Origin of the sequence: Anaerohalosphaera lusitana (assembly GCF_002007645.1) — a bacterium.
GTDB lineage: Bacteria > Planctomycetota > Phycisphaerae > Sedimentisphaerales > Anaerohalosphaeraceae > Anaerohalosphaera > Anaerohalosphaera lusitana.
Genome location: NZ_CP019791.1, coordinates 22549 through 46366, shown reverse-complemented (window position 1 = coordinate 46366; position 23818 = coordinate 22549). Strand labels below are relative to the sequence as shown.

25 protein-coding genes are annotated in these 23818 nt (G+C 54.0%); 7 read left to right on the top strand and 18 right to left on the bottom strand.

Features of this window, described 5'->3' with window-relative positions; all coding sequences use genetic code 11:
• Window positions 1–116 precede the first annotated feature (116 nt).
• From flhB to STSP2_RS00140, 17 genes are all read right to left on the bottom strand, one after another.
• Window positions 117–1184, bottom strand: coding sequence for a flagellar biosynthesis protein FlhB (flhB, locus tag STSP2_RS00220; RefSeq protein WP_146658741.1), 1068 nt, complete (start codon window positions 1182–1184; stop codon window positions 117–119).
• Window positions 1185–1200: 16 nt separating this feature from the next.
• Window positions 1201–1953: a flagellar biosynthetic protein FliR gene (locus tag STSP2_RS00215; protein WP_146658739.1), complete on the bottom strand. Its 753-nt coding sequence runs from the start codon at window positions 1951–1953 to the stop codon at window positions 1201–1203.
• 1 nt (window position 1954) lies between these two features.
• On the bottom strand, window positions 1955–2224 hold the full coding sequence (locus tag STSP2_RS00210) for a flagellar biosynthetic protein FliQ (RefSeq protein WP_146658737.1): 270 nt from the start codon (window positions 2222–2224) through the stop codon (window positions 1955–1957).
• 456 nt (window positions 2225–2680) lie between these two features.
• Complete coding sequence (gene fliP / locus STSP2_RS00205) at window positions 2681–3496, bottom strand: flagellar type III secretion system pore protein FliP (RefSeq protein WP_146658736.1); 816 nt, start codon at window positions 3494–3496, stop codon at window positions 2681–2683.
• A complete protein-coding gene (locus STSP2_RS00200) occupies window positions 3486–3905 on the bottom strand; it encodes a FliO/MopB family protein (protein WP_146658734.1) in 420 nt (139 codons plus the stop codon). The genes fliP and STSP2_RS00200 overlap by 11 nt, the downstream gene beginning before the upstream one ends.
• Before the next feature lie 222 nt (window positions 3906–4127).
• Window positions 4128–4847: a flagellar motor protein MotB gene (locus STSP2_RS00195; RefSeq protein WP_146658732.1), complete on the bottom strand. Its 720-nt coding sequence runs from the start codon at window positions 4845–4847 to the stop codon at window positions 4128–4130.
• Window positions 4847–5518 (bottom strand): flagellar motor protein MotB, encoded by a 672-nt coding sequence (locus STSP2_RS00190; protein WP_146658730.1) that lies wholly within the window; start codon window positions 5516–5518, stop codon window positions 4847–4849. Before STSP2_RS00190 ends, STSP2_RS00195 begins: the two co-directional genes overlap by 1 nt.
• On the bottom strand, window positions 5518–6288 hold the full coding sequence (locus tag STSP2_RS00185) for a motility protein A (RefSeq protein WP_146658728.1): 771 nt from the start codon (window positions 6286–6288) through the stop codon (window positions 5518–5520). The genes STSP2_RS00190 and STSP2_RS00185 overlap by 1 nt, the downstream gene beginning before the upstream one ends.
• A 10-nt stretch (window positions 6289–6298) precedes the next feature.
• Complete coding sequence (locus tag STSP2_RS00180; protein ID WP_146658726.1) at window positions 6299–7027, bottom strand: MotE family protein; 729 nt, start codon at window positions 7025–7027, stop codon at window positions 6299–6301.
• A gap of 38 nt (window positions 7028–7065) precedes the next feature.
• Window positions 7066–7521, bottom strand: a complete 456-nt coding sequence (locus STSP2_RS00175; protein WP_146658724.1) for a hypothetical protein — start codon at window positions 7519–7521, stop codon at window positions 7066–7068.
• A 4-nt stretch (window positions 7522–7525) separates the two neighbouring features.
• Window positions 7526–8917, bottom strand: a complete 1392-nt coding sequence (locus STSP2_RS00170) for a FliI/YscN family ATPase (RefSeq protein ID WP_146658722.1) — start codon at window positions 8915–8917, stop codon at window positions 7526–7528.
• Between the two features lies 1 nt (window position 8918).
• Complete coding sequence (locus STSP2_RS00165; protein ID WP_146658720.1) at window positions 8919–9509, bottom strand: FliH/SctL family protein; 591 nt, start codon at window positions 9507–9509, stop codon at window positions 8919–8921.
• Between the two features lie 3 nt (window positions 9510–9512).
• Entirely contained in the window at window positions 9513–10508 is a 996-nt protein-coding gene (locus STSP2_RS00160; RefSeq protein ID WP_146658718.1) for a FliG C-terminal domain-containing protein, read from the bottom strand.
• 3 nt (window positions 10509–10511) lie between these two features.
• Complete coding sequence (fliF, locus tag STSP2_RS00155; RefSeq protein ID WP_146658716.1) at window positions 10512–12041, bottom strand: flagellar basal-body MS-ring/collar protein FliF; 1530 nt, start codon at window positions 12039–12041, stop codon at window positions 10512–10514.
• A 57-nt stretch (window positions 12042–12098) separates the two neighbouring features.
• On the bottom strand, window positions 12099–12407 hold the full coding sequence (gene fliE, locus STSP2_RS00150; protein ID WP_146658714.1) for a flagellar hook-basal body complex protein FliE: 309 nt from the start codon (window positions 12405–12407) through the stop codon (window positions 12099–12101).
• A 22-nt stretch (window positions 12408–12429) separates the two neighbouring features.
• A complete protein-coding gene (locus STSP2_RS00145; RefSeq protein WP_146658712.1) occupies window positions 12430–12834 on the bottom strand; it encodes a flagellar basal body rod protein FlgC in 405 nt (134 codons plus the stop codon).
• A 28-nt stretch (window positions 12835–12862) separates the two neighbouring features.
• On the bottom strand, window positions 12863–13210 hold the full coding sequence (locus STSP2_RS00140; RefSeq protein WP_146658710.1) for a flagellar basal body rod protein FlgB: 348 nt from the start codon (window positions 13208–13210) through the stop codon (window positions 12863–12865).
• Between the two features lie 488 nt (window positions 13211–13698).
• Here STSP2_RS00140 and STSP2_RS00135 point away from each other — a divergent pair, with 488 nt between their 5' ends.
• The 7 genes from STSP2_RS00135 to fliS all read left to right on the top strand — a co-directional run bounded on the left by STSP2_RS00135 (window position 13699) and on the right by fliS (window position 21435).
• Complete coding sequence (locus STSP2_RS00135; protein ID WP_146658708.1) at window positions 13699–15387, top strand: flagellar hook-length control protein FliK; 1689 nt, start codon at window positions 13699–13701, stop codon at window positions 15385–15387.
• Between the two features lie 19 nt (window positions 15388–15406).
• On the top strand, window positions 15407–15676 hold the full coding sequence (locus tag STSP2_RS00130) for a hypothetical protein (RefSeq protein WP_146658706.1): 270 nt from the start codon (window positions 15407–15409) through the stop codon (window positions 15674–15676).
• A 65-nt stretch (window positions 15677–15741) separates the two neighbouring features.
• Window positions 15742–16113: a response regulator gene (locus tag STSP2_RS00125; protein ID WP_146658704.1), complete on the top strand. Its 372-nt coding sequence runs from the start codon at window positions 15742–15744 to the stop codon at window positions 16111–16113.
• A gap of 36 nt (window positions 16114–16149) precedes the next feature.
• The gene (locus STSP2_RS00120; protein WP_146658702.1) at window positions 16150–16626 is read left to right on the top strand and encodes a chemotaxis protein CheX; all 477 of its coding nucleotides are present in this window, start codon (window positions 16150–16152) and stop codon (window positions 16624–16626) included.
• 5 nt (window positions 16627–16631) lie between these two features.
• On the top strand, window positions 16632–18119 hold the full coding sequence (locus STSP2_RS00115) for a CBS domain-containing protein (RefSeq protein WP_146658700.1): 1488 nt from the start codon (window positions 16632–16634) through the stop codon (window positions 18117–18119).
• A gap of 1512 nt (window positions 18120–19631) precedes the next feature.
• Window positions 19632–20867 carry a flagellin N-terminal helical domain-containing protein gene (locus tag STSP2_RS00110; RefSeq protein WP_146658698.1) on the top strand — a complete coding sequence of 412 codons (1236 nt, stop codon included), beginning with the start codon at window positions 19632–19634 and terminating at the stop codon, window positions 20865–20867.
• A 208-nt stretch (window positions 20868–21075) separates the two neighbouring features.
• The gene (gene fliS / locus STSP2_RS00105; protein WP_146658696.1) at window positions 21076–21435 is read left to right on the top strand and encodes a flagellar export chaperone FliS; all 360 of its coding nucleotides are present in this window, start codon (window positions 21076–21078) and stop codon (window positions 21433–21435) included.
• Window positions 21436–21524: 89 nt separating this feature from the next.
• Here fliS and STSP2_RS00100 read toward each other — a convergent pair whose 3' ends face one another.
• Window positions 21525–23780: a tetratricopeptide repeat-containing sulfotransferase family protein gene (locus STSP2_RS00100; RefSeq protein ID WP_169852869.1), complete on the bottom strand. Its 2256-nt coding sequence runs from the start codon at window positions 23778–23780 to the stop codon at window positions 21525–21527.
• Window positions 23781–23818 lie beyond the last annotated feature (38 nt).

Sequence of the window (23818 nt, the reverse complement as noted above, 5' to 3'; positions counted from 1 at the left end):
GTTTTACCATTCAAAACGCAGGCATTATACTCAAACCCCGCCCCCATTGCCAGACCTCAGATAAGATTGGCGTGAATAATCGAACACAGCCGCCCACCCGACAAGCATCACCCAGCCTACTGCCTCCGCTGACGCATCCTCTGTATCATCGCCAGCACCTCCGCAACCGCCATAAACAGCGATTCCGGTATGCTCTGATCAAGCTCAACGTTCGCGAATATCGTCCTCGCCAGCTTCGGCCTGCGCACGATCGGCACCCCGTACGACCTCGCAACTTCCTTGATCCGTTCACAAAGATGATCCCCACCCTTCGCGATAACCACCGGCGCGTCCGACTTCTTCGAGTCATACTTCAACGCCACCGCAACGTGCGTCGGGTTGACCAGCACCACGTCAGCCTTCGGCACCTCCGCCAGCATACGCTTGCTCGCCATCGCCATCTGCTGCTGACGGATCTTCGACTTGACCTCCGGCGACCCCTCCTCGCTTTTGCGTTCTTCCTTGATCTCCTGTTTGGTCATCTTCAGATCACGTATGTACTTCCACTTTTGAAAAGCCACATCTATCAGAGCGATAATTATCAGCCCGATGCATATCCGTATCATGATCCCAAGCACCGGCTCACCCAGTATCTTCAGCAGATTGTCCGGCCACGCCCACCTCAGCGACGCCATGCTCTCAAGCTTGTCATCCAGATAAAACCACACCAGCATGCCAACGAAGATCAGCTTCAAAACCGAAAGTACCAGCTTGATGACTGACTGTATGCCGAACAGTTTCTTGAAACCCTTCACAGGCGATATAGCCGACAGCTTGAACTTTACAGCCTTAGGCGAAAAGTTCAGCCCGCTCACCACCACCGTACTCATCACACCCGCCACGAACACAGCGATAAAGAAAGGCGACATCGCCCCGATCATCCCCTTAATTATCCCGCTCGCGTACTTCATAAACGCCCCGCTCGTCTCCAGTGCCTGAAAATTACACGTGCACGCATTCCTTATCAGCTCACGGAACCATCCGAACAGCCCGCTCCCCCCAGCCACGAACGCCAGCAGCAGCGCCACGATCGAAGCAACCGCCGGCAGCTCCTGACTCTGCGGAGCCTGCCCGTCCTCACGGGCCTTACGCAGCCGTCGCGGGGTTGGTTGTTCGGTACGTTCGCCTGCTGGTTTATCCGCCATTAACTACTCCGTCAAACTATATCGGCAGCATCCTGCCCACCGCATTCGCATACTCACTGACATACGTCTGTATGTAAGGAACCAGGTACGCCGCTATCAGCAAACCCAGCCCCACCTTAAACGGCAGGCTCAAAAACAGTATGTTCATCTCCGGCGCGATCCTCGCCATCACCGCCAGCACCACCATCAATATCGTAAATACCACAAGTGCCGGTATCGCCAGCCGCAACCCGAAAACAAGCATCATCGAACCCGCCTCGATCACCGCCTGCGTCATGCCCGCCACCCCCGGAAATTCACCCGGCCCAAATGCCTCGAAGCTTGTATGCAGCAGCTCCAGAAACATATGATGCACATTCGCCGAGAGCAGCAGCAGCAAAAATATGATCTCAAACAGAATCGACAACGGCTGCTGACGCTCACCCCTGAACGGGTCCATCTCCTGAGCCATCGACATCGCCATCTGCATTTCCAGTATCCGCCCGCATACTTTCACCGCCGAATACAGCATCGTGAGTATCAGCCCAAGCGAAAGCCCGTATATCCCCTCCATCATGAACATAAGCACGACTTCCAGCAGCCCAACCCCAGCACCGATCTCCGGAGGCGACAGCGAAAGTGAAAAGAAAAAACTGCAGAACAGCGCCAGCCCCACCTTTATACGCACCGGGATCGTGATCCAACTGAAGATCGGAGCCGTAGCGAAAAAAACCGACAGCCGAGTCAGAACCAGCACAAACCCTAAAAGTGTCGCCGAGGTAAACGTCATCCTACTGACCGTACGCCTGAATATAACCGAATATCTCGCCCGTGAACTTCAGCAGCACACCCAGCATCCAGTTGCCGAATAAAAGCGCCGTCAACCCCACCCCGATCAGCTTGGGCACGATCGAAAGCGACATGTCCCGTATCGAAGTAACCGCCTGCAGCAGCGAAACCACTACACCGACCAGCGCACAAACCCCAAGTATAGGAGCCGCCACAAGCAACGCCGTCTCCAGCGTATGCTTACCAAGATATACAACCCAACTAGTATCCATAGATCCATCCCGATCTAACTATAAATCCAATGTCATCTTGCGCCAACCGCGTTCTTTCCTGTCATTGCGAGGAGCCGAAGGCGACGTGGCAATCCCAAAGCCAACAATTCCAACAGCACAACCAAAATCGCATCCATCAATAAAAAACGCGAGCGACGACTAAGTCGCGAGTCCCCACGCAACGCCAGCCGCGTTCTTTCCTGTCATTGCGAGGAGCCGAAGGCGACGTGGCAATCTCAAAGCCGACAATTTCAACAGCCCAACCAAAATCGAATTCACCCAAAAAAACGCAAGCAGCGGGCCAAGGTTGTCATCCCAAACTTGATTTGAGATCCAGAGAACGTATCGCCTCTCACATAACTTTCTATCACAAGTACATCGCACAACAACCGCATGCAGCCAAAAATCGCGAGCGACGACTAAGTCGCGAGTCCCCACGCAACGCCCTTCGCATACTCACTGAAAACTCAAACTCAAACTCTTCGCCAGCAAGCCCCACCCATCCACCAGAATAAACAGGATCAGCTTGAACGGCAGCGATATCATCGCCGGCGGCAGCATCATCATACCCGCACTCAGCAGTATGCTCGCCGTCACCAGGTCGATCAGCAAAAACGGAATAAACAGCAGACATCCGATCTCAAACGCCGTCCGGAATTCACTGATAATAAATGCCGGTATCGCAACATGCATCGCCACATCCTCCGGCGACTCAGGCGGCTCGATCCCCGACATCTGCACGAAAAGCTTCAGGTCGTTCTTCCTCGTCTGGCGTATCATAAAATCCTTCATCGACTCGCCCGTCAGCGTCATCGCATCGGCAAACTCCATGTCCTCATTCAGATATGGCTGAATAGCCTTCTCGTTCACCTGCGAAAACGTCGGCGCCATCGTGAACAGCGTCAAAAACAGAGCCAGCCCGATTATCGCTATCGTCGGCGGAATATTCTGCGTCGAAAGGGCACGCCTCACGAACGAAAGCACAATGATGATCCGCGTAAACGACGTCATCATGATCAGCAGGCTCGGCAGTATCGCCAGCACCGCGAACACGATCACCATCTTAATCGGCCCGGACCACGCCTGATCCTCCTCCAGGTTCTCAGCCGCCGTCGCCTTATCTATCACATCCAGCACCTGCGGAACCGAAGGCATCGTACCGTTCGTCACGTTACTCTGCCCGGCCTCGTCACCCTCAGCCGCACCCGCAAACGGAACCAAAACCGCCGCCAGCAGCATCCCAACCAATAAAAATCTCATCTTACCGGCCATCGAACACCTCTGGATTCTCCACGTCAAGCTCATCCGCCAGCGTACCCGTCACATCGTCCAGCAGCCGGATATTCTCGTTCGTACTGCCGATAAGCAGCGTCTTGGCCCCCACCTCCAGCAGGTGCACCGTCTTGTTGGGCCCCAGATACATGGTTTCCACCACGTTCATGTGCTTGCCCCGCATCGACCGCAGCTTCGGCGCGTATTTTTTCGACAGCCACCACGCCAGCCAGCCCAGAACCCCCACCAGCACGATTGACACCAGTATCTCGCCTATATAACTGTCCCCGCCGTCCTTCATGCCAAAATCAGGACCCTCACCGCCGTCCTCAGCCGCAAAACCAACCCCGCAAGCCGTAAAAACGAGCATTATGAACAGATATTTTGCTTTTTCGATCGCTTCCAGCATACCGCCGGCTCTCCAAATGTGTCATTATTTCGTACTTTGAAGTGCCCGCAGAAATGAATGGATCAAGCAGTCAGTCGGCTCCGCGGGTACACACCTGGATTGTGCAAATCGCATGCCGGTAGCCCCCAAATCCCCCTGTGACCCCGCAAACCACCCCCATACCCCCGTATTCACCCGCCGATTTTTATGGGACGTTCAATTATTTGACACCCGTGCCGCCGATCACTCGCCAAGCACGGATAAAACAATGTCCGATTGCTCTGATATCACACCCTTCTCGCCTGCCCATCTGCCTCCGTCACCCGCCCCCCAGCTCCGGACCGCCCACTCACAGCCCTCATCCAGCGTACCTCGCAGATAATCCGCCGCCGCCTGCGCCCGCTCCGCCGAGATCTGCCACATGTTTGATATGTTCCCCTCGTCCCGCGATATCCCGACCACATATATCGTCAGCTCATCGCTCGCGACGTTCTGCTGCAGATCCTCCGAAAAATCCTTCAAAAACTCCTCATCCTTCTCACTCAGCGTCGAGCTCCCCGCCTCAAAAACAATATCCGTCACACTGTAAGCCGGATTCGCCCCCCGTATCTGCGACGGCGTGATCCGCATCTGATCCTCAAGCTCCTTGAATATCCGCCGCAGCGTCTCCTCCTCAGGATCCACCGTAATATCCTCGTCCGTTTCGCTCTTCCCCTCGGTCTTATACCGCGTCGTCTCCTTGCCGAACTCGACCTTGCTCTCCTGGTTGAACGCATAACCCGCCATCCCGTATGAACTTACCGCCTCAATAAACGACTGCTTGCCCTTCTCGAACAGCACCTCGTCCTGCGTCTCCGCCAGCGTCAATAAAAGCACAAAAAACGTCAAAAGCAGCGTCACCATGTCCGAAAACGTCACGATATACGTCGGCACCTTCATCTTTTCTTCTTTGACCGGAGGCATCAGTACACCTCCTCTTCCAGCAGCGTTATAACGAGCTGTCGACTCTCCCGCCGATGCGTATCATCCAGCATATTCGACGCCGTCACACTGATAAGCTCCCTGTCCACCCCCTTATCCACCAGCGCCTCCATCACCGAACACGCCCGGCTCAGCCCAACCTTGTCCGCCTTGCCCGGCTCCGCCCCGTCATTCTCACTTATCACCACCCGCGCAGGCACCAGCTCCAGAAACTTCGCCATATCCTCCAGTATCGCCTTGCCGTCCTTGTTCAGCACCGTACCCATCGCCACAAAAACGTCCTCCGACGACACCGCGAATACCTTCTGATTCCGATAATCCGTCAGCCGCTTCTGCTGCACCATGTTCCCCGTAGGGTCCTTCGTAACCGACGGCACCCGGCTGCCCTTGCTCACCTCTTCCACTGGTATGATCTGCTGCGGTTCGTTCATCCCGTCTTTGGGCGTCCCGCTCGCCGCCTTTACGGATTTGTTCCCCTTCCCGAACGCGTTACTGAAACTGTTGAATTCCCCATTATCGAACGTCGCAAAACTCAGCAAAAGCACAAAAAACGTCAGCAGCAGCGTCATACAGTCACTGAACGTGACCATCCATTCCGGCGCACCCGGATCGCCGTCGTCCTCCACTGGCTTTTTGCTGCGGTTCCTGGCCATCAGATCGTAACCTTAACGTCCGCTCTCTTACTCGCCGAAACAAACGCCTGCATCTTCTCACGAACCACCGTCGGGCTGTCCCCGCGAACGATCGCACAAACACCCTCCGTGATCATCTCCATCGCCAGCGTCTCGCTCTTGGAATACTGACCCAGCTTGCCCGCCATCGGTATAAACACCAGGTTCGCAAGCAACGCCCCATAAAACGTAGTCAGCAACGCAGTCGCCATACCCTGTCCGATATCGTCCGGCGAAGACATATTCTGCAGCATCTGCACCAGCCCGATCAGCGTCCCCACCATACCGAACGCCGGCGCCGACGCCCCCATAAACTCCAGAATCTTCTTCCCGTCCCCGTGCCTCGCCTGCATATATTCCGTCTCCATCCCCATCAGCGCCCGTATATCATCCTCTTCCTGCCCGTCAACCAGCGCCTGCAATCCCTTCACCAAAAACGGATCGTCCACCTTCCGCATCTCCTGCTCCAGCGCCAGCGCCCCGTCACGCCGATTAATCGCCGCAAAATTGACCATCTGCTGGATCAGTATCACCGGCGAATGCGCCTTATGGAAAAATGCGTTCTTGATCACCGCAAAGATCGCCAGAAACTGCCCCAGCGAAAAATGTATCAGCACCGAACACAGCATACCCCCCACAACGATAAGCAGCGACGGCACATTGACGAAGATCTTCAATGAGCCGCCCGATAAAATCGCACCTATAATCAGCGCAAAACCAGCAAGCACACCAACTACTGTTGCGATATCCATATTGCGATCCCTATTCTTCTTTGATTAAACGCAGTTTATCACTCATCACAGCCGCCATTGACGGTTCGTCCCGGCTGATCTCACCCAATGCATTCGCACAGGTTCTTTCGGTCATGTAGTAAAGAATCTTAACCGCGTATTCCAACTGATTATTCTCAGCCATATTCGAAAGCACTTCCGCCGCCTGATCACTCTTCATCTTGTCGTAAACCGCCGCCGTCTTCTTCACATTCTGCGACTCCAGCGCTTCCACCTTGATAATCGTCTGCTCCAGCGCCTGCCTCTCCTGCTGCAGCGACGTTACCGCCCCCGCAAGCTTGACCCGCAGATCGCTCAGCTCCTTGATATTCTTCTGCAATTCCTGCTGTGTCACCGCCAGCCGCTCTTCCTTCTTAGCGATCCGCTCCTCACGCTGCTTGAAATCATCCAGCCGACTCCGCACATCATATATCAGCGTCTTTAGCTGCTGCTCGGTCATCGTCCGCTGCGGATTCTCCGCCTCCAGGTTCCGCTCGATCTCCTTGATCTTGTTCTTCGCCAGCGCGATCGTCTCACCGCTCTCGCCGTCCCCCGGCGTAGTTCCGTCCATCGCCCCAGCACCAGCGCCCTGCACCTGCCCATCCTGGTTCTGACTCTGCTCCGGAGCCTTCTTCTCTCGCGTCAACAGCCCGAACCCGAACGCACCCGCAAAACTAACCAGGCCGATCACCGACATTATGATTATATTTTTGATTCCCATGGATCATCTCCAATGAACCGGACTAACAAATATCAAACTCAGACCGCCTCGCCGGCCAGCCTTCTCGCACTTCTCGTATTGTTCAGATCGTCAGTTTCCTTCTGCTCGATCTTCTCCTGCTCCTCCGTCCATTCCTGCTTCGCTTTCTCCCTCAGCTTTTCCAGCACCTTTATCGACCTCCGTATCTCCGCCAGCTCAGCCGTCTTCTCCTGCCGAATCTTCTCCAGCTCGCCGCGTTTATGACCGAGCTGCGTTATCTCCTGCTCGCTGTACTGAGCATGGCTCAAATACATCTGCTGTTTCTGCAACCGCTCCGCGCCCCCCAGCTCACCGAGCTTGCCTCCCATCACCCGCAGCTTCGAACGGATACTCCCGATCTGCCGATCGACTCTCACGATCTCCGCCGCAACCGCATGTATCTCCGCTTCTTTCGCTTGTTCCAGTTTTCCCTTGGCATTCAAAACCTTATCCAGCCGCCAGACGAACCGCGCCATCGCATCACCTCATCTGCCCGCTGTTCGCCTCACTGCCCGCCGCGACCGTCTGACCGTCCTGCGCGATCATCTGATCCCACGCATTCGCGATCTCCACCAGCCGCGCAACGGTCTTGCCGAAACCCGTCCTCTGATTGACATGCTGTATCAAAAAGTCCCGCACATCCTCTATCAGCGCAACCGCCGCATCGATCCTCATGTTGCTGCCCGGCTGAAACGCACCAATATTGATCAGATCCTCAGCGTCTGCATACGTCGCGTAAATTTCTTTCAGCTTCCTCGCCGCCGCGACATGCTCATCACTCGCAACCGTCGTCATCAGCCTGCTCACACTGGCCAAAATATCTATCGCTGGATAATGTCCCTTTTCCGCCAGCTTTCGCGTCAGCACCATGTGCCCGTCCAGCAGCGACCGCGCACTGTCCGCCACCGGATCGTTCATATCGTCCCCCTCCGTCAGTACCGTAAGCATACCCGTGATCGAACCCTTGCTCCCGCACCCCAGCCTCTCGATCAGTTTCGGCAGAAGCTTGAATACACTCGGACAATATCCCTTCGTCGCGGGCGGCTCACCTGCCGACAGCCCGATCTCCCGCTGCGCCTGCGCGAGCCTCGTCAGCGAATCCATCATGAACAGCACGTCCATGCCCTGGTCACGAAAATACTCCGCGATAGTCGCCGCAACGAACCCCGCCCGCACACGCTGTACCGCCGCCGAATCCGACGTCGCAACAACCACCACACTCCTCGCCAGACCTTCCGGCCCAAGGTTTTCTTCCAGAAACTCCCGCACTTCCCTTCCACGCTCACCCACCAGCGCGACAACGTTCACGTCCGCCTCGCTGGATTTTGCGATCTCACCCATCAGCACGCTCTTACCGACACCGCTTCCCGCGAATATGCCGACGCGCTGACCCTTGCCGCATGTTATCATCCCGTCTATCGAACGTATCCCAAGCGACAACGGCTCGCTAATTTTTTTCCTGCTTAACGGGCAAACGCCTGCATTCTCTACCGTCCGTTCATCGGACCCCGTCAAAGGTCCCTTGCCGTCAATCGGCCTTCCCAGCCCGTCCAGAACCCGGCCCAAAATCGAAGGCCCGACCTTCAGGTTCCTCTGCTTCGCTCTGCCCGTTACTATATTGCCCGGCCGAATCCCGTTTATCTCATCCAGCGGCAGCAGCACCAGCTTGCTCTCGCGAAAACCGATTACCTCCGCCAGCACCCGATTGCCGTCATCAAGATGGATCCCGCAAAGCTCACCCAGGCCCACGTTCGGCCCTTTGCTTTCGACTATCGTACCCGATACGCGCACGATCTGACCCTTGGTAGGCAGCGTCTCGACCTTATCCAGCGCTGCACTTACCCGGCCGATATCGAACAGTTTGCTTTGCATTTCATTCATCTGAAGCCGTATTGAGAATTATATCAACGATTCGCTTTAACTGATCTTCCACAAAATAATCAACGATCCCCCTCGGCGTATCTACCACGCACTCGGCTCTGCCTATCGAATCGTCCGCAACAAGCTTTACGCCCTTGAGCCGTCCGACATTCTCGGCCCCATTAGCCGTCAGCGTCTCGATGTCCTTGCCGTTCAGCCTTATCGTTATATCCTCCTTCACCGGAGCGGCGTCAACCGCCCGCTCGATGATAGCTTCGATATCATATTCACCCGCCTCGATCTTCCCAGCCAGTATCCGCCTTGCGATTTCCACCCCAAGCCCAACCACCTGCGCGGGATATTCGTTCATACTCTGCTGATAGAACTGCTCGAGCTCACTGCCGCTTTTCTCGATCGCCGCCAGTGCCTGCCCGATCTGCTGTTTTTCCGCCGTCAGCTCGGCCTTGATGTTTTCAATTTCCGCAAGCCTGGCTTTTATCTCTGAAGGATCTCCCAGGGCGTCATCCTGTCCGTCCTCACCAGGATTCGCCAGCTCGACAGAAGCCACCGGCACTTTGAGATTCAATGTGATGGGCTCAGGCATATATTACTTCTCCTTCCGGAGTGTGCCTTCTTCGTTCGCTTCCCGCAGAGGCTGAACGACCTCGTCCCTCGCCTCTATAACTTCCTGCTCCATCGGCTCCTGCATCAGCGATATTTCTTCGTCCAGCATCGAAACCGCTCGACCGGACATATTCGCGCGTATCTTCTGTGCGATGTCCTCGTCCGCCTCGAACAACGCAACCGCCATCTTCCCCACATCCACGTTCCGCAGACATTCCTGCAGCGACCGGTCCGCGATCGAGGGAATATCCTCCCACGTTACCATAAGGTTCTTGACCATAGTGCAAGACTCTTCGTCTTCCTTGTTGATCTCACCCACCAGCTCATCGCGCAGCTTATGATCCAGACCACTCAGTACCACCGCCAGCCGCCGCAGCGTCTGCTCGCGTCCTTCAGGCAGCACTTCACCCTTGAACTTGTTCAGCCGTTCGTTGACCATCCCCGCGATCCGATGCTTCATGTCCATCGTCATCTGATCCAGCGTCGCCATCCGCCGCACCGTCTGCCTTCTTGTCTGCTCGTCCAGATGGGACAGCACTTCCTGGCATTTATTCGGCGCCAGCTCACCCAGCACAGCCGCTGTGGTCTGCGGGTGCTGCCCCTCCAGCGCAAGCACAAGTTCGTCCGTTGTCGCCGAACGTATATTGATGAATGGATCCTTCCGCTGTGTGACCGCCATTACCTGGTTGCGCACCTCTTCAGCCTTGCCGCTCCCCAGGATGTTGACAAGTGCTTCGTTGAGAAATTTCTTTACGTTGAATCGCTGCGCCACCTTCTTCTGCAGAACACCGTGGAATTCTCTTGCGATACGCGCCTCTTCCTTTGGGTCACGCTGATCAGATGCATCCAACTGCGCAAGCTCCATCGCTATCTCCTGAACCTCTTCCGGATTCAGGCCCTTCATCAGCTCGGTAGCGGTCACCGCATCCAGGCCGAGCAGAAGCATAGCAATTTTTCTCACGCCGTTTACGTTTGCCACTTATCAACCCTTTTCCTGCAGCCAACTGTTGAACAATTCTCTAACCTGATCGGGATCGCTCTGCAGCGCATGTGCTATCTGTGCCCGAACCTCGCCGGCCGGCAGCATATTTGTGCTGCTCGCCTGTTCGCCGCCGCTCAGATTCGCCTCCCCGCCCGATGCTGCGACCGGGGCTTTCGCCTTCCCGCCGCCCATGATCTTCAACACGCCCAATGCACAAACCGCCATTATCCCCAGCGAAGCATTGCGTATCAAACCGATATATGGTTCCCAGAAAGGCACATCGGCCTCTTCTTCGACTGGCAGTTGAGGTCTGTTGAATTTCGTACTGACAACGCTCAGGTTTTCCTCAGTCAGCAGATCCTTACCAAGTGCCGTAATGATTAACTGCTTGACATCTTCGACCGCCATGATCGGCTGACTGGATGTCGTGCTGGTTGTATTGGTCGTACCCTCCCCGCCTTCTTCGCCCTCCGTAGCTGTCGGCTCAGGCTCGGGTGCACTCAGATCCACCACCGCGGCAACGCTCAGCGATACTATCTGCCCGCCGATCTTCGTCTTGCGTGTCGTTGTCTCCGGAAGCTGATATTCTGTAAGTATCTGCTCTTCGGATTCGTTGTCCCCGCCGCTGGCCTGTTCACCATCGTTGTTAGTAGTTTTGGAAGTAGTGTTGATCTCCTCTTTGGTCGGTACGCCTTTCTGATAAGTGACGGTCTGAACGTCTTCGCTTTCCATATCGATCACAGCGGAAACCTTCACCGATGCACGCCCCGGCCCAAGTGCCGCCATCAGCATGTCCTCAGCTTTTCGTGAAAGCGTTTGCTCGACCCTGTCCTTGTAATCCATGAACGTGCTCGGTCCGCCTGCAAGACCCTCGTCATGCCTGCTCGAAAGCAACTGACCCTGGCTGTCGACCACCGTGACATTCTCAGCCTTCAGACTCTCAACCGCTCCCGCAACCATGTGCGTAATGCTCGCTACCGTTGTCTGCCCCACGCGATAGCCAGGCTTGAGCCTCAATACCACGCTTGCACTGGAATCTTCTTCACCCGAATTGAAAACGTTTCCTTCCGGCCGAACTAGGTGGATCCTTGCATTCGTAACGCCGTCAAACAGCGATATGGATCTCGCCAGCTCATCCTGTAATGCCCGTGTCTTGTTGATGTTCTGCACGAACGGACTTACGCCGATACCTTCGTTATCGAATAGCTTGTAACCCTGCGACTCGTTGCCCGGCAGACCGTCCTTCGCCAGATCAACCCGCATCTGATATACATGCTTCCTCGGAACATAAACACTCGTTCCGCCGCCTCTAAGCTCATAAGGTATCGCTTTCTCGCTGAGCTTGTCCGTTATCTTCCCCGCCACATCCGGCGTCAGATCGCTGTAAAGCAGCCGCATGTCCGGCTTGCTCGCCCATTTCGTCAGAACCGTCCCGCCTATCACGCACGCCACAGCAATAGCGATAAGCAGGGCTTTCTGCACAAGCCCGACTCTCTGCCATGCTGCTGCTATGTTCTGAACGAAATTCATGGTGGTTTACATTCCTTATTAATAGGGAGTGACTGATACAACTTCAAACACGGACCATCATATCTGCATTCGCATCGTTTCCTTGTATGCCTCGATGATCTTGTTTCTCACCCCAACCAGCGCCTTGAAGCTCATATCCGCCTTGGCGACATCTGCAACTACCGAATTTACATCCTCGGTCTTGCCCGCCAGCAGATCCTTGACGTTGTCATCCGCATTGTTCTGCAGCTCGTTGACCTTGTCGGTGTACTGCTTGACAGTGTTCTGGAACTTGTCACTGCCTTCGCCGGTCTTGGTCGGGCCGTTCGGCTGGTTGATCCTGTTGGTCTGCTGTATCTGACTTATATTAGGATTGAAGTTTATCATCCTGCGTACCTCTTAAAGTTTTTTATCTCAATAGTTCCAGGCTGGTGTTCACCATATCCTGGTATCTCTTCAAAACTGCCGCATTCGCCTGGTATGCCCGGCTTGCAAGCCCCAGATTCATAATTTCAACCGGCAGATTCACGTTCGGCATCGACAGAAAGCCCTTCGCATCGGCATTGGGATGGCCCGGCGCGAGAATTTCCGTAAAATCGCTCATGTCCTCAGCCATCTCGGACACTTCCACGCCGCTTAGCCCGTCTGCCTGGGCCTTGAGTATCGCTTCGACCCTGCGATAAGGCTTGCCCGAACCCGCATCCACCGTCCGCGAATTCGCAACGTTTGAAAATATCGATTTGATGCTGCGGTCCTGGGCCTTGATACCCGATACAGCAATGTCGAGACTGTCAAACATCTTTTCTACTGGCATAATCGCTAACTCCTTCTATCTCTGACTCTTACGGAGTCTTTATCGCCTGCTCGTATCTGTTGTATCTGCCCTTGAGCAGCCTGATAAACGCCTTGTGGCGCAATGAATTCTTTACCATATCACCGACCTCCGAGGCCAGGTTCACATCGTTACCCATTTTGTTCAAAGGCGCTGTTTTTGGCTGAAAAACTTCCGCTTCGACGTTTTTGGGATCCTTGCCCGCTTGCATGGCCTTGGCGAGCTCTTCCTCGAATTTGACCTCGTGCCTGCGGTAGCCGGCCGTGTTCAGATTGGCCATGTTGCTGGAAATGGCCCTCTGACGCAGGCTCTCAGCACGAATACCCGATTCTAAAAAGCTGATCAGATTGTCTGACATGGTTAATCCCGTAATATGTTTAATCGTGTAAATGCTTGATCATATGACAAGGTTCTTTTACGTGCTCTGTAATGTGCAAGACCTGTGCCAGAAGTTCGATATCTGTATTTAACAGCTCCCAGGTACGCTCATGGGGTCAAAAAGCCGGTTATTGCGTTCAAAAATGGCCTTGCTGTTCGCATATGCGTCTGTTTTTTGAACAGGGCGACACATTTCAAACACCATTGCGGTCACCTGATGATAGGCAGATATATGTGCAAAACTTGAAAAGTATGCACAGAAACGGAAAAATCTGCCTAATTTCGGGGCATGGCTTTGAATAACTGAAAATCTGCGGCAACAGGTGATATTTCTGTAAGTCGTTGCAGGGTATAGTTTTATCGACTGAAGCTGTGTTTGCTGATGCTTTGCAGGCATGAATTTTGCTCTATATGCAGTACGAACGTAGCAAGCCAATTTTTAAGCTTTTTTGAGCTGGAGAACGTATTATGAGCGCTGCAGGCGTCAATAATCTTAACAACAGCATACCGATCCCGCAGTCGGCGCCGAAAAATGATCCGGCAGCTATGCGAGATACCAATCGGACACAGGATTCATGGGCCGACAGTTCCGGCCGGACGTCGGGGTCGTCGCGTGAGGACTTTAACTCCGTTTATAACAAGCAGTTAGAAGAATCGCAGTCTGCGCAGGAATCGCAGCAGGGACGGGAGAGCAGCGAATCTGCCGAGCCTGACAAGACGGAAAAGGGCGAATCTGAGGGCTCAGGCAAGGGTGAAAACAGTGCTGAAGATCAACAGAAAGCGGCAATTGCGGTCCATTTCTATGCCCAACAATTCGCAAAAACCGGCTCTACGGAAGCGGACAAAACTAAGCAAAACGGGGTAAAAGTCGAACAAAACGGCACAAAAGTGGGTCAAAACGGGACGAAAATTTCCGGCCAAAATATGTCGCAAAATAATCAGGCCGCTCAGATAACGACAGACGGAACCCAGAAATCCGGCACATTTTCAGAGCGGGGCTCCGCCGTTGAGCAAGGTCAACTGGCTGGAACTTTTGCCGAGAGAGGTGCGACAGTTGAGGACAGCAACAGTCCAAATATTGTGCCCGGGCAGCAGGGCGGCAAACCAGCAACAACCGGTCCTGAAAAGGCAATGGAAAAAGCTGCGCTGCAGGCGCAGGAAGCACTCGCAAATGCTGCAAATAATGCGACAAAAGGCAAAGGTGGTGAGGGCGGTCAGGATGCAGCGGCAAACAAGGGTGTCGGCGGGCTGGTTGATGGTGAAAAGGCAGGCAATGGTCAGGGTAAACAGAAAGCAAATGGGTTGGCAGTCGAGGCCGGCGGTTCTGAAAAGGGGGGCAAGGTAAATAAGGTAACGGTCACGAATGATCCGCCTGCTGCTGAAATGCAGCGGGAGAATATAGCGAACAGAACGGGCAGGTCTTCCAGTTTCAAAATGAAGAATGAGACCGGCACGCTGAATCAGAACGAAACGCAGGGCCAGGCTCAGTCGCAAGCGAAGGCTGGGGCCGAATTCAGCGTCAGGTCCTCAGTTAGCAGGCAGGCATCGAACGATCCTATCCGCACCGCGACGGATTTCCAGAACGTATCTGCGCAGGCGCAGTCGGCAGTACAGACGAATGGGGCGTCGCAGGCACAGGGGGCTGCACAGATGAGTGCGAGCCAGTTATTTTCAGCGAATGCCGCACCGGCCACGCAGACCGCGCAGGCTATGGCGATAGCGGTACAGAACGGACAGGATTCGGTGTCGCTGATGCTCAACCCGCCGGAACTGGGAAGGGTGAACATCCAGTTCGCGCAGGAAAACGGCGAGATAACAGGATTCATACAGGCTGAAAAGCTGGCGACACGTGACGAGATCGCACATAACATGACCGAGATCGTGCGTTCGCTGCAGCAGTCGGGTCTTGCGGTCAAGAAGGTCGAGGTAGTCGTTACCGAGCAGTCGACCCAGGACAGCACCAATGCGGACACATCACAGGACTTCGCATCGCAGCAGGGACAGACGGATGCCGAGGGACGGTCCGATACATCGGCGGACGGGTCAGCTTCGGTTGGGGAAAATTCCCCAGAACGGGCAAAAAACGGACAGCAGTTCGATAATGAAAGCGGACAAGAAGCATCCTTTGGCGATGACAAACTGAACCTGTATATATAATGAGCCATAAGTATAAACTATGCGAATAGAAAACACACAAAACGCCGCTGCCAGTATCAAAAACGTTGACGCTGCAGCAAATCAGCGTAAACAGACGGACTCAGCGAAACAGGATAAGGACGCAGTTTTTGACAGCCGCATAAAGGACACGCTGGGGAAATTACCCAAAATCGAGCGAAACAGTGCCGACCGGATACAGCGGGCAAAGGCGATGATAGCCGCTGGAAAGCTGGAATCTTCTACAAATATTAATGCTGCCGCTGCAAACATCCTAAAGTTCGGTTTCTGAGGTGTCGATGGTGTTCGTGACGTTTGAAAATCTATATAAGAAGTCACGAATTTTGGAGCTTAATCATGGCTAAGTCACTTTTACTGGTAGATGACTCTGCAACAATGCGTAAGATCATCCTGCGGACACTTCGTATGGCGGGTCTTGACATCGACAATTTCGAAGAAGCGGGCGACGGCAACGAAGCACTGGAAAAACTCAATGCACAGCCGGCAGACATTATGCTTTGCGATATCAACATGCCGGGCATGGGCGGGCTGGAACTTGTAAAGAAGGTTCGGGAAATGGATTCCTGTAATGACACAAAGATCGTCATGATCTCCACTGAGAGCTCGGACGATCTGATCGAGAGCGTTATGGCAGACGGTGCCAACGGTTATGTTACCAAGCCGTTCACACCCGAGAGCATTCAGAAGGCGCTGTCGCCGCTGATGTGACAATAACTGAAGAATCCATTCCTGAGAGGAACAGACATGATAGCGGAAACATGCTACTTGGAAGTGCTCGTCGACGCGGCGAAAGAAGTCTTCGAGACGATGATATTTATGACGGTTGATGATAACCCGGAAGTGGATTGTGTAGAGGGCGATGCGTTATTGGGCTCGATCACTTTCAAGGGCGAGCTGGAAGGCTGTATGTCCATCTGCTGCGGCAAAGATGACGCAACGCTGATCGCCGCGACGATGTTGGGTATGGAGCCGGAAGACGGCCTGGCAGAAGAGGATATACGCGACGCCATGGGCGAGATAGCCAATATGGTAATGGGAAGCGTCAAGGCCAGGCTGCTGGAAAACGGCCTGAGCAATCTCGACGTTTCCATTCCCTGTGTCGTAAGCGGCAAGGAGCTCTCGTCGAGCCTGGGCGACAGTGCTGTGCAAATCAAGAAGGTCGTTTGCATAGACGAATGCCCGGCAGAATTGATGCTGTTGTACAGAAGCAAGGAAAGCTGAATTGAATGGCTGAAGCACTTACAGATCTGCAGAACTCAGCGGTCGAGGTAACCATTGGTGCCTTCGACGCTTTTTGCGACGATATCGCCTCGATGTTCGGCATCCAGGCAAGCGGTTGTGAACTGGAGATAGAGACGTGCGCATTCAAAAGTCTTAAAAAGGAATTTAAGCGGCTTACCTGCGTCTATTCGGTGAAGAGTTCGGGTGCTTTAGACGGCAATTTTCACATAATGCTCGATCAGGATGCATTGTTCACCCTGGCGGGTGTTTTTGTGATGCTGCCGGACAACATCATAGACAAGAACCGCAAGGCCGGCACAGAAGACGATGCGAAAGAGCACGCTGACGCTCTGGGCGAAGTGGGCAATCTGCTGGTAGGTGCGTGGGACCGTTTCTTCAGAGAAGAGATGGAAGGTCACGAGCATTTTCTTCAGTCCGGAACATTCATCGGCAAGCCTTTTATGAAGTCGGAGGAGAAGATATCGCTCGCTGCTGATGAGCAGGTTGTAGCTGTGGGCTATGAAATGACGCTGGACGAGTATGAGCCGGTCAAGTGCGCAGCGGTCCTGCCGGTGTCTCTGTTCGAAGAGAAACAGGCAGAGCCCGAGACGGAGCAAGCAGTCGAAACACAGGATGAGCCTGAAGCGAAAACAGAGGAAAAGCCGCAAGCAAAAACTGAACCGGCGGATGGGCAAATCGCTGCTGACAGTGCTGATAACGGGGCAAGTGCTGAGGAGAAGGAAGATCCTGAAGCAGAAAAGCAGACGGTCAAAACAGATGAAGCAGCAGCCGAACAAAAAGCGGTGGAAGCGTCAGATTCGCCTGAACCCGAACAGCCTGAAGAAGAGTTAAAGCCGGAACCTGCTGCAGCGGAAAACGCGGAGCAGGTCGAAGCTGAGGATGAGCAGATTCAGACTGAGCAGCCTGATGAAGAGAAAACTCAAAAAGACGGCGGGCCGATCTCTCAGGAGATTCGCAGGCTGACCAGGACGACATCCGGTGTATCAACAGGCGACATTGCGATGCTGAACAATACGCCTGTTGCGGATGCAATGCGGACGGATGTCGTATGGGCAACGCAGGATGAAACTGTAGAGAAGGTGCTTGCCAGCATGCAGCAGAACAACGCTGCGTATGTGCTGGTAGGTGCGGAGGATTCGCTGGGGGGCATTGTGTCGAAGTCCGACATCCGGGCGGCCTTGAGCCCGTATCTCAACAATGTGTTCGCCAAGTATCGCCGTGAGCAGGATACCGCGACGCTGCAGATAAAGATCAAGTGGTTCATGAGCCGGCCTGTGCGTACGATAAGGCCGGACGCTCCTCTTGCATCTGCTATGGATACGATGCTCAAGCACTCTATTCGCGCACTTCCTGTTGCGGATGAGAAGGGCGTAAAGGGCATTTTGACGGCGTTCACCGTGTTTGACGCGTTGCTCAGGGACGAGGACACTTCGACGGCAGGTCAGAACACAGACGTTCCGCCCATAGCCTGATATTGTCACATTCTCACTACCTTACTTTTGACCTGTGCGATATTTGTGCGCGCACATTCGGCTGGGGACCACAAAGCGGTGTGGGGTGTTTGTTATGAGTGAGCAAACTTTATAGTGGAGTTTGAGATCGCCACGTCGCTTCGCTCCTCGCGATGACAGTGTTTTGGGCTGCATGCGGTTGGCGGGTGTTTTGCGTAAAGCCGCCGGGTGGTGCTGACTGGCGTTGGGTTCTCTGGATCCCAAATCAAGTTTGGGATGACAGGACGTTGCTTCGCTCCTCGCGATGACAGTGTTTTGGGCTGCATGCGGTTGGCGGGTGTTTTGCGTAAAGCCGCCGGGTGGTGCTGACTGGCGTTGGGTTCTCTGGATCCCAAATCAAGTTTGGGATGACAGGACTTCGCTTCGCTCCTCGCGATGACAGTGTTTTGGGCTGCATGCGGTTGGCGGGTGTTTTGCGTAAAGTCGCCGGGTGGTGCTGACTGGCGTTGGGTTCTCTGGATCCCAAATCAAGTTTGGGATGACAGGACGTCGCTTCGCTCCTCGTGATGACAGTGTTTTGGGCTGCATGCGGTTGGCGGGTGTTTTGCGTTAAGTCGCCGGGTGGTGCTGACTGGCGTTGGGTTCTCTGGATCCCAAATCAAGTTTGGGATGACAGGACGTTGCTTCGCTCCTCGCGATGACATTGTTTTGGGGTGCATGCGGTTGGCGGGTGTTTTGCGTTAAGTCGCCGGGTGGTGCTGACTGGCGTTGTGTTCTCTGGATCCCAAATCAAGTTTGGGATGACAGGACGTTGCTTCGCTCCTCGCGAAGACAGTGTTTTGGGCTGCATGCGGTTGGCGGGTGTTTTGCGTAAAGCCGCCGGGTGGTGCTGACTGGCGTTGTGTTCTCTGGGTCCGCCTGCGGCGGATGACAAGATTGGTTGATGCTCACGTTTTGGCCATGCTCGTATTTCGAGACGCGAAGGCTGTATGCTGTTTTATGCGTGCATGTGTACTCGCTGAGTTCTCTGGACCCCGGCTCGGAGGCCGGGGTGACAAAAAAGAGCGACGTTTTTTGTTAGATGCGGGAGTTGAGCGTGCTGGTTGTTTTTGTTGGGAGGAGCGGTTGGCGTTGGAAATATGGAGTCGCTTCGCGACGGTTATTTTGATGCGGGTCCATTGTTGGCGGTCGGTGAAGTTATGCGGCGGGGGATGTTGATTTAGTTGGGTCCATTTTTTGTGATGAACAAAAAAATATGGGCCATGGGGAAAAATCCCTAAAATTGTGTAAGCCGATCGGTGGCGATTTCGCGGTTACCAGTATCAAAAATCGGGACTCGTGCCGGCCGTACACATATGCACATCTTTTTTCAGCAAAAGCTCTTAAGTTGACTGATTTCGCTTCGACAATTTGTTTGTAGGCGGTCCTCCCTGACCCTTACTGAATGGTTCTTTGGAATGGATTGACGGAAAATCAAAACCCCTCACGTTTGGGGGTGGAATGTGTTAGTTTCTTTTAATAGGAGTAACGGAAATGTTAGCAATTAAAAACAATTTGATGGCGACGAATGCTGCCCGTCATCTGGGCCAGAGTTACGACAATCTGTCGCAGTCTGTTGAAAGACTGTCTTCAGGTCTTCGTATCAACGGTGCAAAGGACGACGCAGCGGGCATGGCGGTTCGCGAACTTATGCGTGCAGATATCGCAGTTCTCGATCAGGCAGGCCGAAACGCACAGGACGGCATCAGCATGCTTCAGACAATGGAAGGTGCGATGGCGGTAATGGATGAAAACCTCATCCGTATGAAGGAACTCGCTGAGCAGGCTGCTACAGGTTCTTATTCGAACGAGCAGCGTGCTATCATGAACAATGAGTTCAAGGAAATGGCCAATGAGATCGAGCGTATTGCGAGTTCTACCTCGTTCAATGGTCTAGCCATGCTCAATACTGATGAGGGCAACGTCAGTGTTCATGTCGGTACCGAGGAGACGATCGATGTTGACAAGGTCGACATGACAAAATCAGGCCTGGGTATCGATATTGCAACTGCCGGTTATCAGGCAGAATCCGATCACACTGTAACTGACACCGATACGACGTCGTTCCTGACCCTGACAGGTGGTACCAATGAAAGCATGACTCTGAACATTCAGTTTGACGGTGAAGACGCGGTTACGGCTACATTCGCCGGTCCTACAAACACAACCACAACGACAGCTACTTTCACTCTTGACGACGTAGTATCTGCAGTCAACACGGCAGCCGGTTATACGATGGCTTCGGCTGAAGATGACGGCAGCGGAAACTACTCTCTGAAGCTCGAGTCCGAAACATTGTCATCCTCCTCAATGACGATGACTGCCACAACAGAAGCGAACGTTGCTGCAAGTGAAGGGTTCACAGTAGCAGGTGGTACAACGGACGACGATCTGACGACGGCTGACTTTACAGCAGCAGCAGGTGACGGCATCCACATCGGTACTGAAGATGGCGCGGTTGCTGCTCTGACAGCAATAGATTCAGCCATTAAGGAGAAGGACACGGCTCGTGCGGCATTCGGTTACAAGATGAACCGTCTGGAGAGCACGAATTCGGTTCTTAACATCCAGTCCGAGAACCTGAAGACAGCGGAATCTCGTATTTCTGACGTCGACGTTGCCACTGAGATGGCAAAGATGACCAGAAATCAGGTACTGGCTCAGGCCGGTGTTTCTATGCTGGCACAGGCAAACGGTATGCCTCAGATGGCTATGTCGCTGCTTAGGTAAGCGACTTGATCTAAGGGCACGGATGCCGCATTGGATTGAATTTTCCTGGACGCCGGCTGTTCACGGATCGAACAGCCGGTGGTCCAGATCTTAAAAGAATTGGGTGCAAGAAAACGCTTCGTCATTGGCTAATCACAATGATGAACCAACATCGAATATCATCTACCCACAGCAAAACCACCACTGCAGGTAGAGAGGAAATATCAGTATGAACGGTATAGGCGCATATCAGGAAACAGCAGTTCTGACGCAGAGTCGCAGCAAGCTGGTCGTGATGCTGTACGACGGCGCGATCAAATTCATGAAGCTGGCCATTCGCGAAATGGAAGCTGAGAATTTCGAGGAGAAGGGCAAGTACATCACCAAGGCTCAGGATATTATTAATGAGCTCAATGCCGTGCTGAACATGGAGGCGGGCGGGGAGATCGCTGTGAATCTTCGCAAACTATATTCTTTTATGCACGGGCATCTGGCGCGTGCGAACGCTCAGAACGATCCAAAGCTTGTCGAGGAAGTGATCGAGTGCATGGATGAGCTTAACCAGGCTTGGAAAGATATCTGCGAGTGATACGGCATTAAATAGAAAATCAAAAGGGCGGCTGCTGTTATTGGCAAACCGCCCTTTCTTTTTTTCGTCAGATATATGGGGGTCAAAGTTCAGGATCCGTTCTCGATCGCTTCGAGCAGGGGGGTGAGGTGTTTTTCGTAACGGCGCCAGCGTTCTACGGAGGTGCTGTACATCTTTTTACGGACCTGGCCTGCGCTTGCGGTCATGACGCGGCGTTTGGTTTTGTGGAACTCGAGGCAGCGGTCGTCCCATTCGAGGTTGCAGAAGTCTATGATGTCGCGGCTGATGCGTTCCTGGTCGGCGACGAGCTGTTCGTAGTGCACTTCCATGATGGGGACGGGCAGGACCTTTTTCCAGTGCTGCATGAGTTTGTCGTAGTAGTGGTAGTAGGTGCCGAGGGTTCGCAGGTCGTTTTTGTAGCCGTGGCCCTTGACGAAGTCGAGCGTGAAGATGGAGACGCAGGTGTCGGCGGGGTTTCTTCGTGTGTTGATGATCTTTGCGTTGGGGAACATCATGGCGATGAGCCAGAGGTTGCTGAAGTTTTGCGGCATTTTGTCGATGACGCGGGGGGCTTCGCCGCCGGATAAATCCATGATGCGGCTTAGGTATTTGTTTGCCGCCCAGTCGATGTCGTCGGGTTTTAGGTTTTGCAGGAACTGTTCGACGCTCTTCGCGTTGCAACGGTTGAGCAAGGCCGGGCGTATCATTTTTATGTCGATCAGCTCGCCTGCGCCGAATGCCTGGGGATGGCTGGAGATGATCTGTTCGGTGAGAGATGTGCCGGAGCGGGGCATGCCGACGATGAAAACTGGCATCTCGGTATCGAGGCCCCATTGTTTGCGTGTCTCGAAATAATTGCGGTCGAAGTGTTTTGTGAACATGTCGACCTGGAACTTGAATTCTTTGATGCTGAATTCCTGGCCCTTTTGTTTTTTACGCAAGCTGTTTGCTTCGAGGTAGTTTTCAAACGCCCGGTCGTATTCTTCGACGCCCTGATACATTTTGCCGAGTGCGAAATGTATGGACATCTTTTTGTTGGCGGGGAGTACGTCTGCGGCGAGCTGTTCGAGTGAGGTGAACAGTTCGTCGTCTTTGTCGAACTTTTTTATGCTTGCGAGGCTGTCGTATGCTTCGGTGCAGAGGGGGTCGATGGTGATGGCTTTTTCGAATTGGGTGATCGCCTTGTCTTTGTCGCCCTGTTCGAGGTAGACCGCTCCGATGGCGGCAGCGGCGCCGCCGTGCTGGTCGTTGAGTTCGCAGGCGCTTTGGTAGCATGCCAGAGCCCTTTGGGGCAGGCCTTTTGCGCGCATGATGTTGCCCATGGCGACGTGGTACTGGGCAGCGTCTGGTTCAAGTTCGATGCATTTTTCGTAGCGTTCTATTGCGCGGTCAAGCTCATCTTTGAGGTAGAGCATTTTGCCGAGCTGGGCATGGCAGCAAGCTTTGTGTTGACCGAGAGCGACTGACTTTTCGGCAGCGGCGATCGAGTCATCCTGCTTGCCTTGCAGGTGGAATATTTTGCTGAGGCTTACGTAGGCTTCGGGGTAGTTGGGATTGATGGCGAGGGATTTTTTGCAATTTTCCAGGGCCTCGTCGAGTTTGTCCTGGTCCTGGAGGAAGGTACCGAGGTTGTTGTATATCTCGGGGTTGTTGGGGTTGAGCTCGAGGGCCTTGTCGTAGCAGTCGAGGGCCTGATCGTAGCGCATCTGTTTGTAGTGGATGGTGCCGAGGTTGTTGTATGCGTCTGCGTAGCGGGGCTGGAGGGCGAGTGCTTTTTCGTAATATTCTACTGCTTCGTCGAGTTCGCCGCTTTGACGCAGTGTGTTGCCCATGTTGTTGAGGGCCTGGGGGTGCTTTGGGTTGAGGGCGAGGGCGGCGGCGTAACATTGGCGGGCCTCGTCGTACTTTTGCTGGTCGTAGAGGACGATGCCGCGGTTGTTGTGTGCCTCTGCGTTTTTGGGGTCGAGCTTGAGGGCGTTTGTGTGACAGGCGAGGGCCTCGTCGAGCTTGCCGAGTCGGTGCATGAGATTGCCCATGTTGAGGTAATAGCCCGCGACCTGCGGTGCGAGCTGGATGGCCTTGTTGAAGAACTGGACGGCCAGATCCTGTCGGCCGCAGCGTTCTGCGAGCAGGCCGAGCAGGTTATAGGCCTCGTGGTTCTGCGGGTCGGCAGAGAGCACCTTTTTGTAGCACGCTTCGGCTTCGGGGAGTTTGCCCTGGTTGAAAAGGTTAAGTCCCTTCAGGAGTTCCGCTCTGCAGTCGAAGCCCCCATTTTTTGCGGTCGCTTTTCTCTGTGCGGACCGCTTCCTGCCCTTGAGTTCGGGCTTTCCGGCATTTGAATTCATACGCATCCTGATTGATATGTCAATTTGCGTTCGCTGCG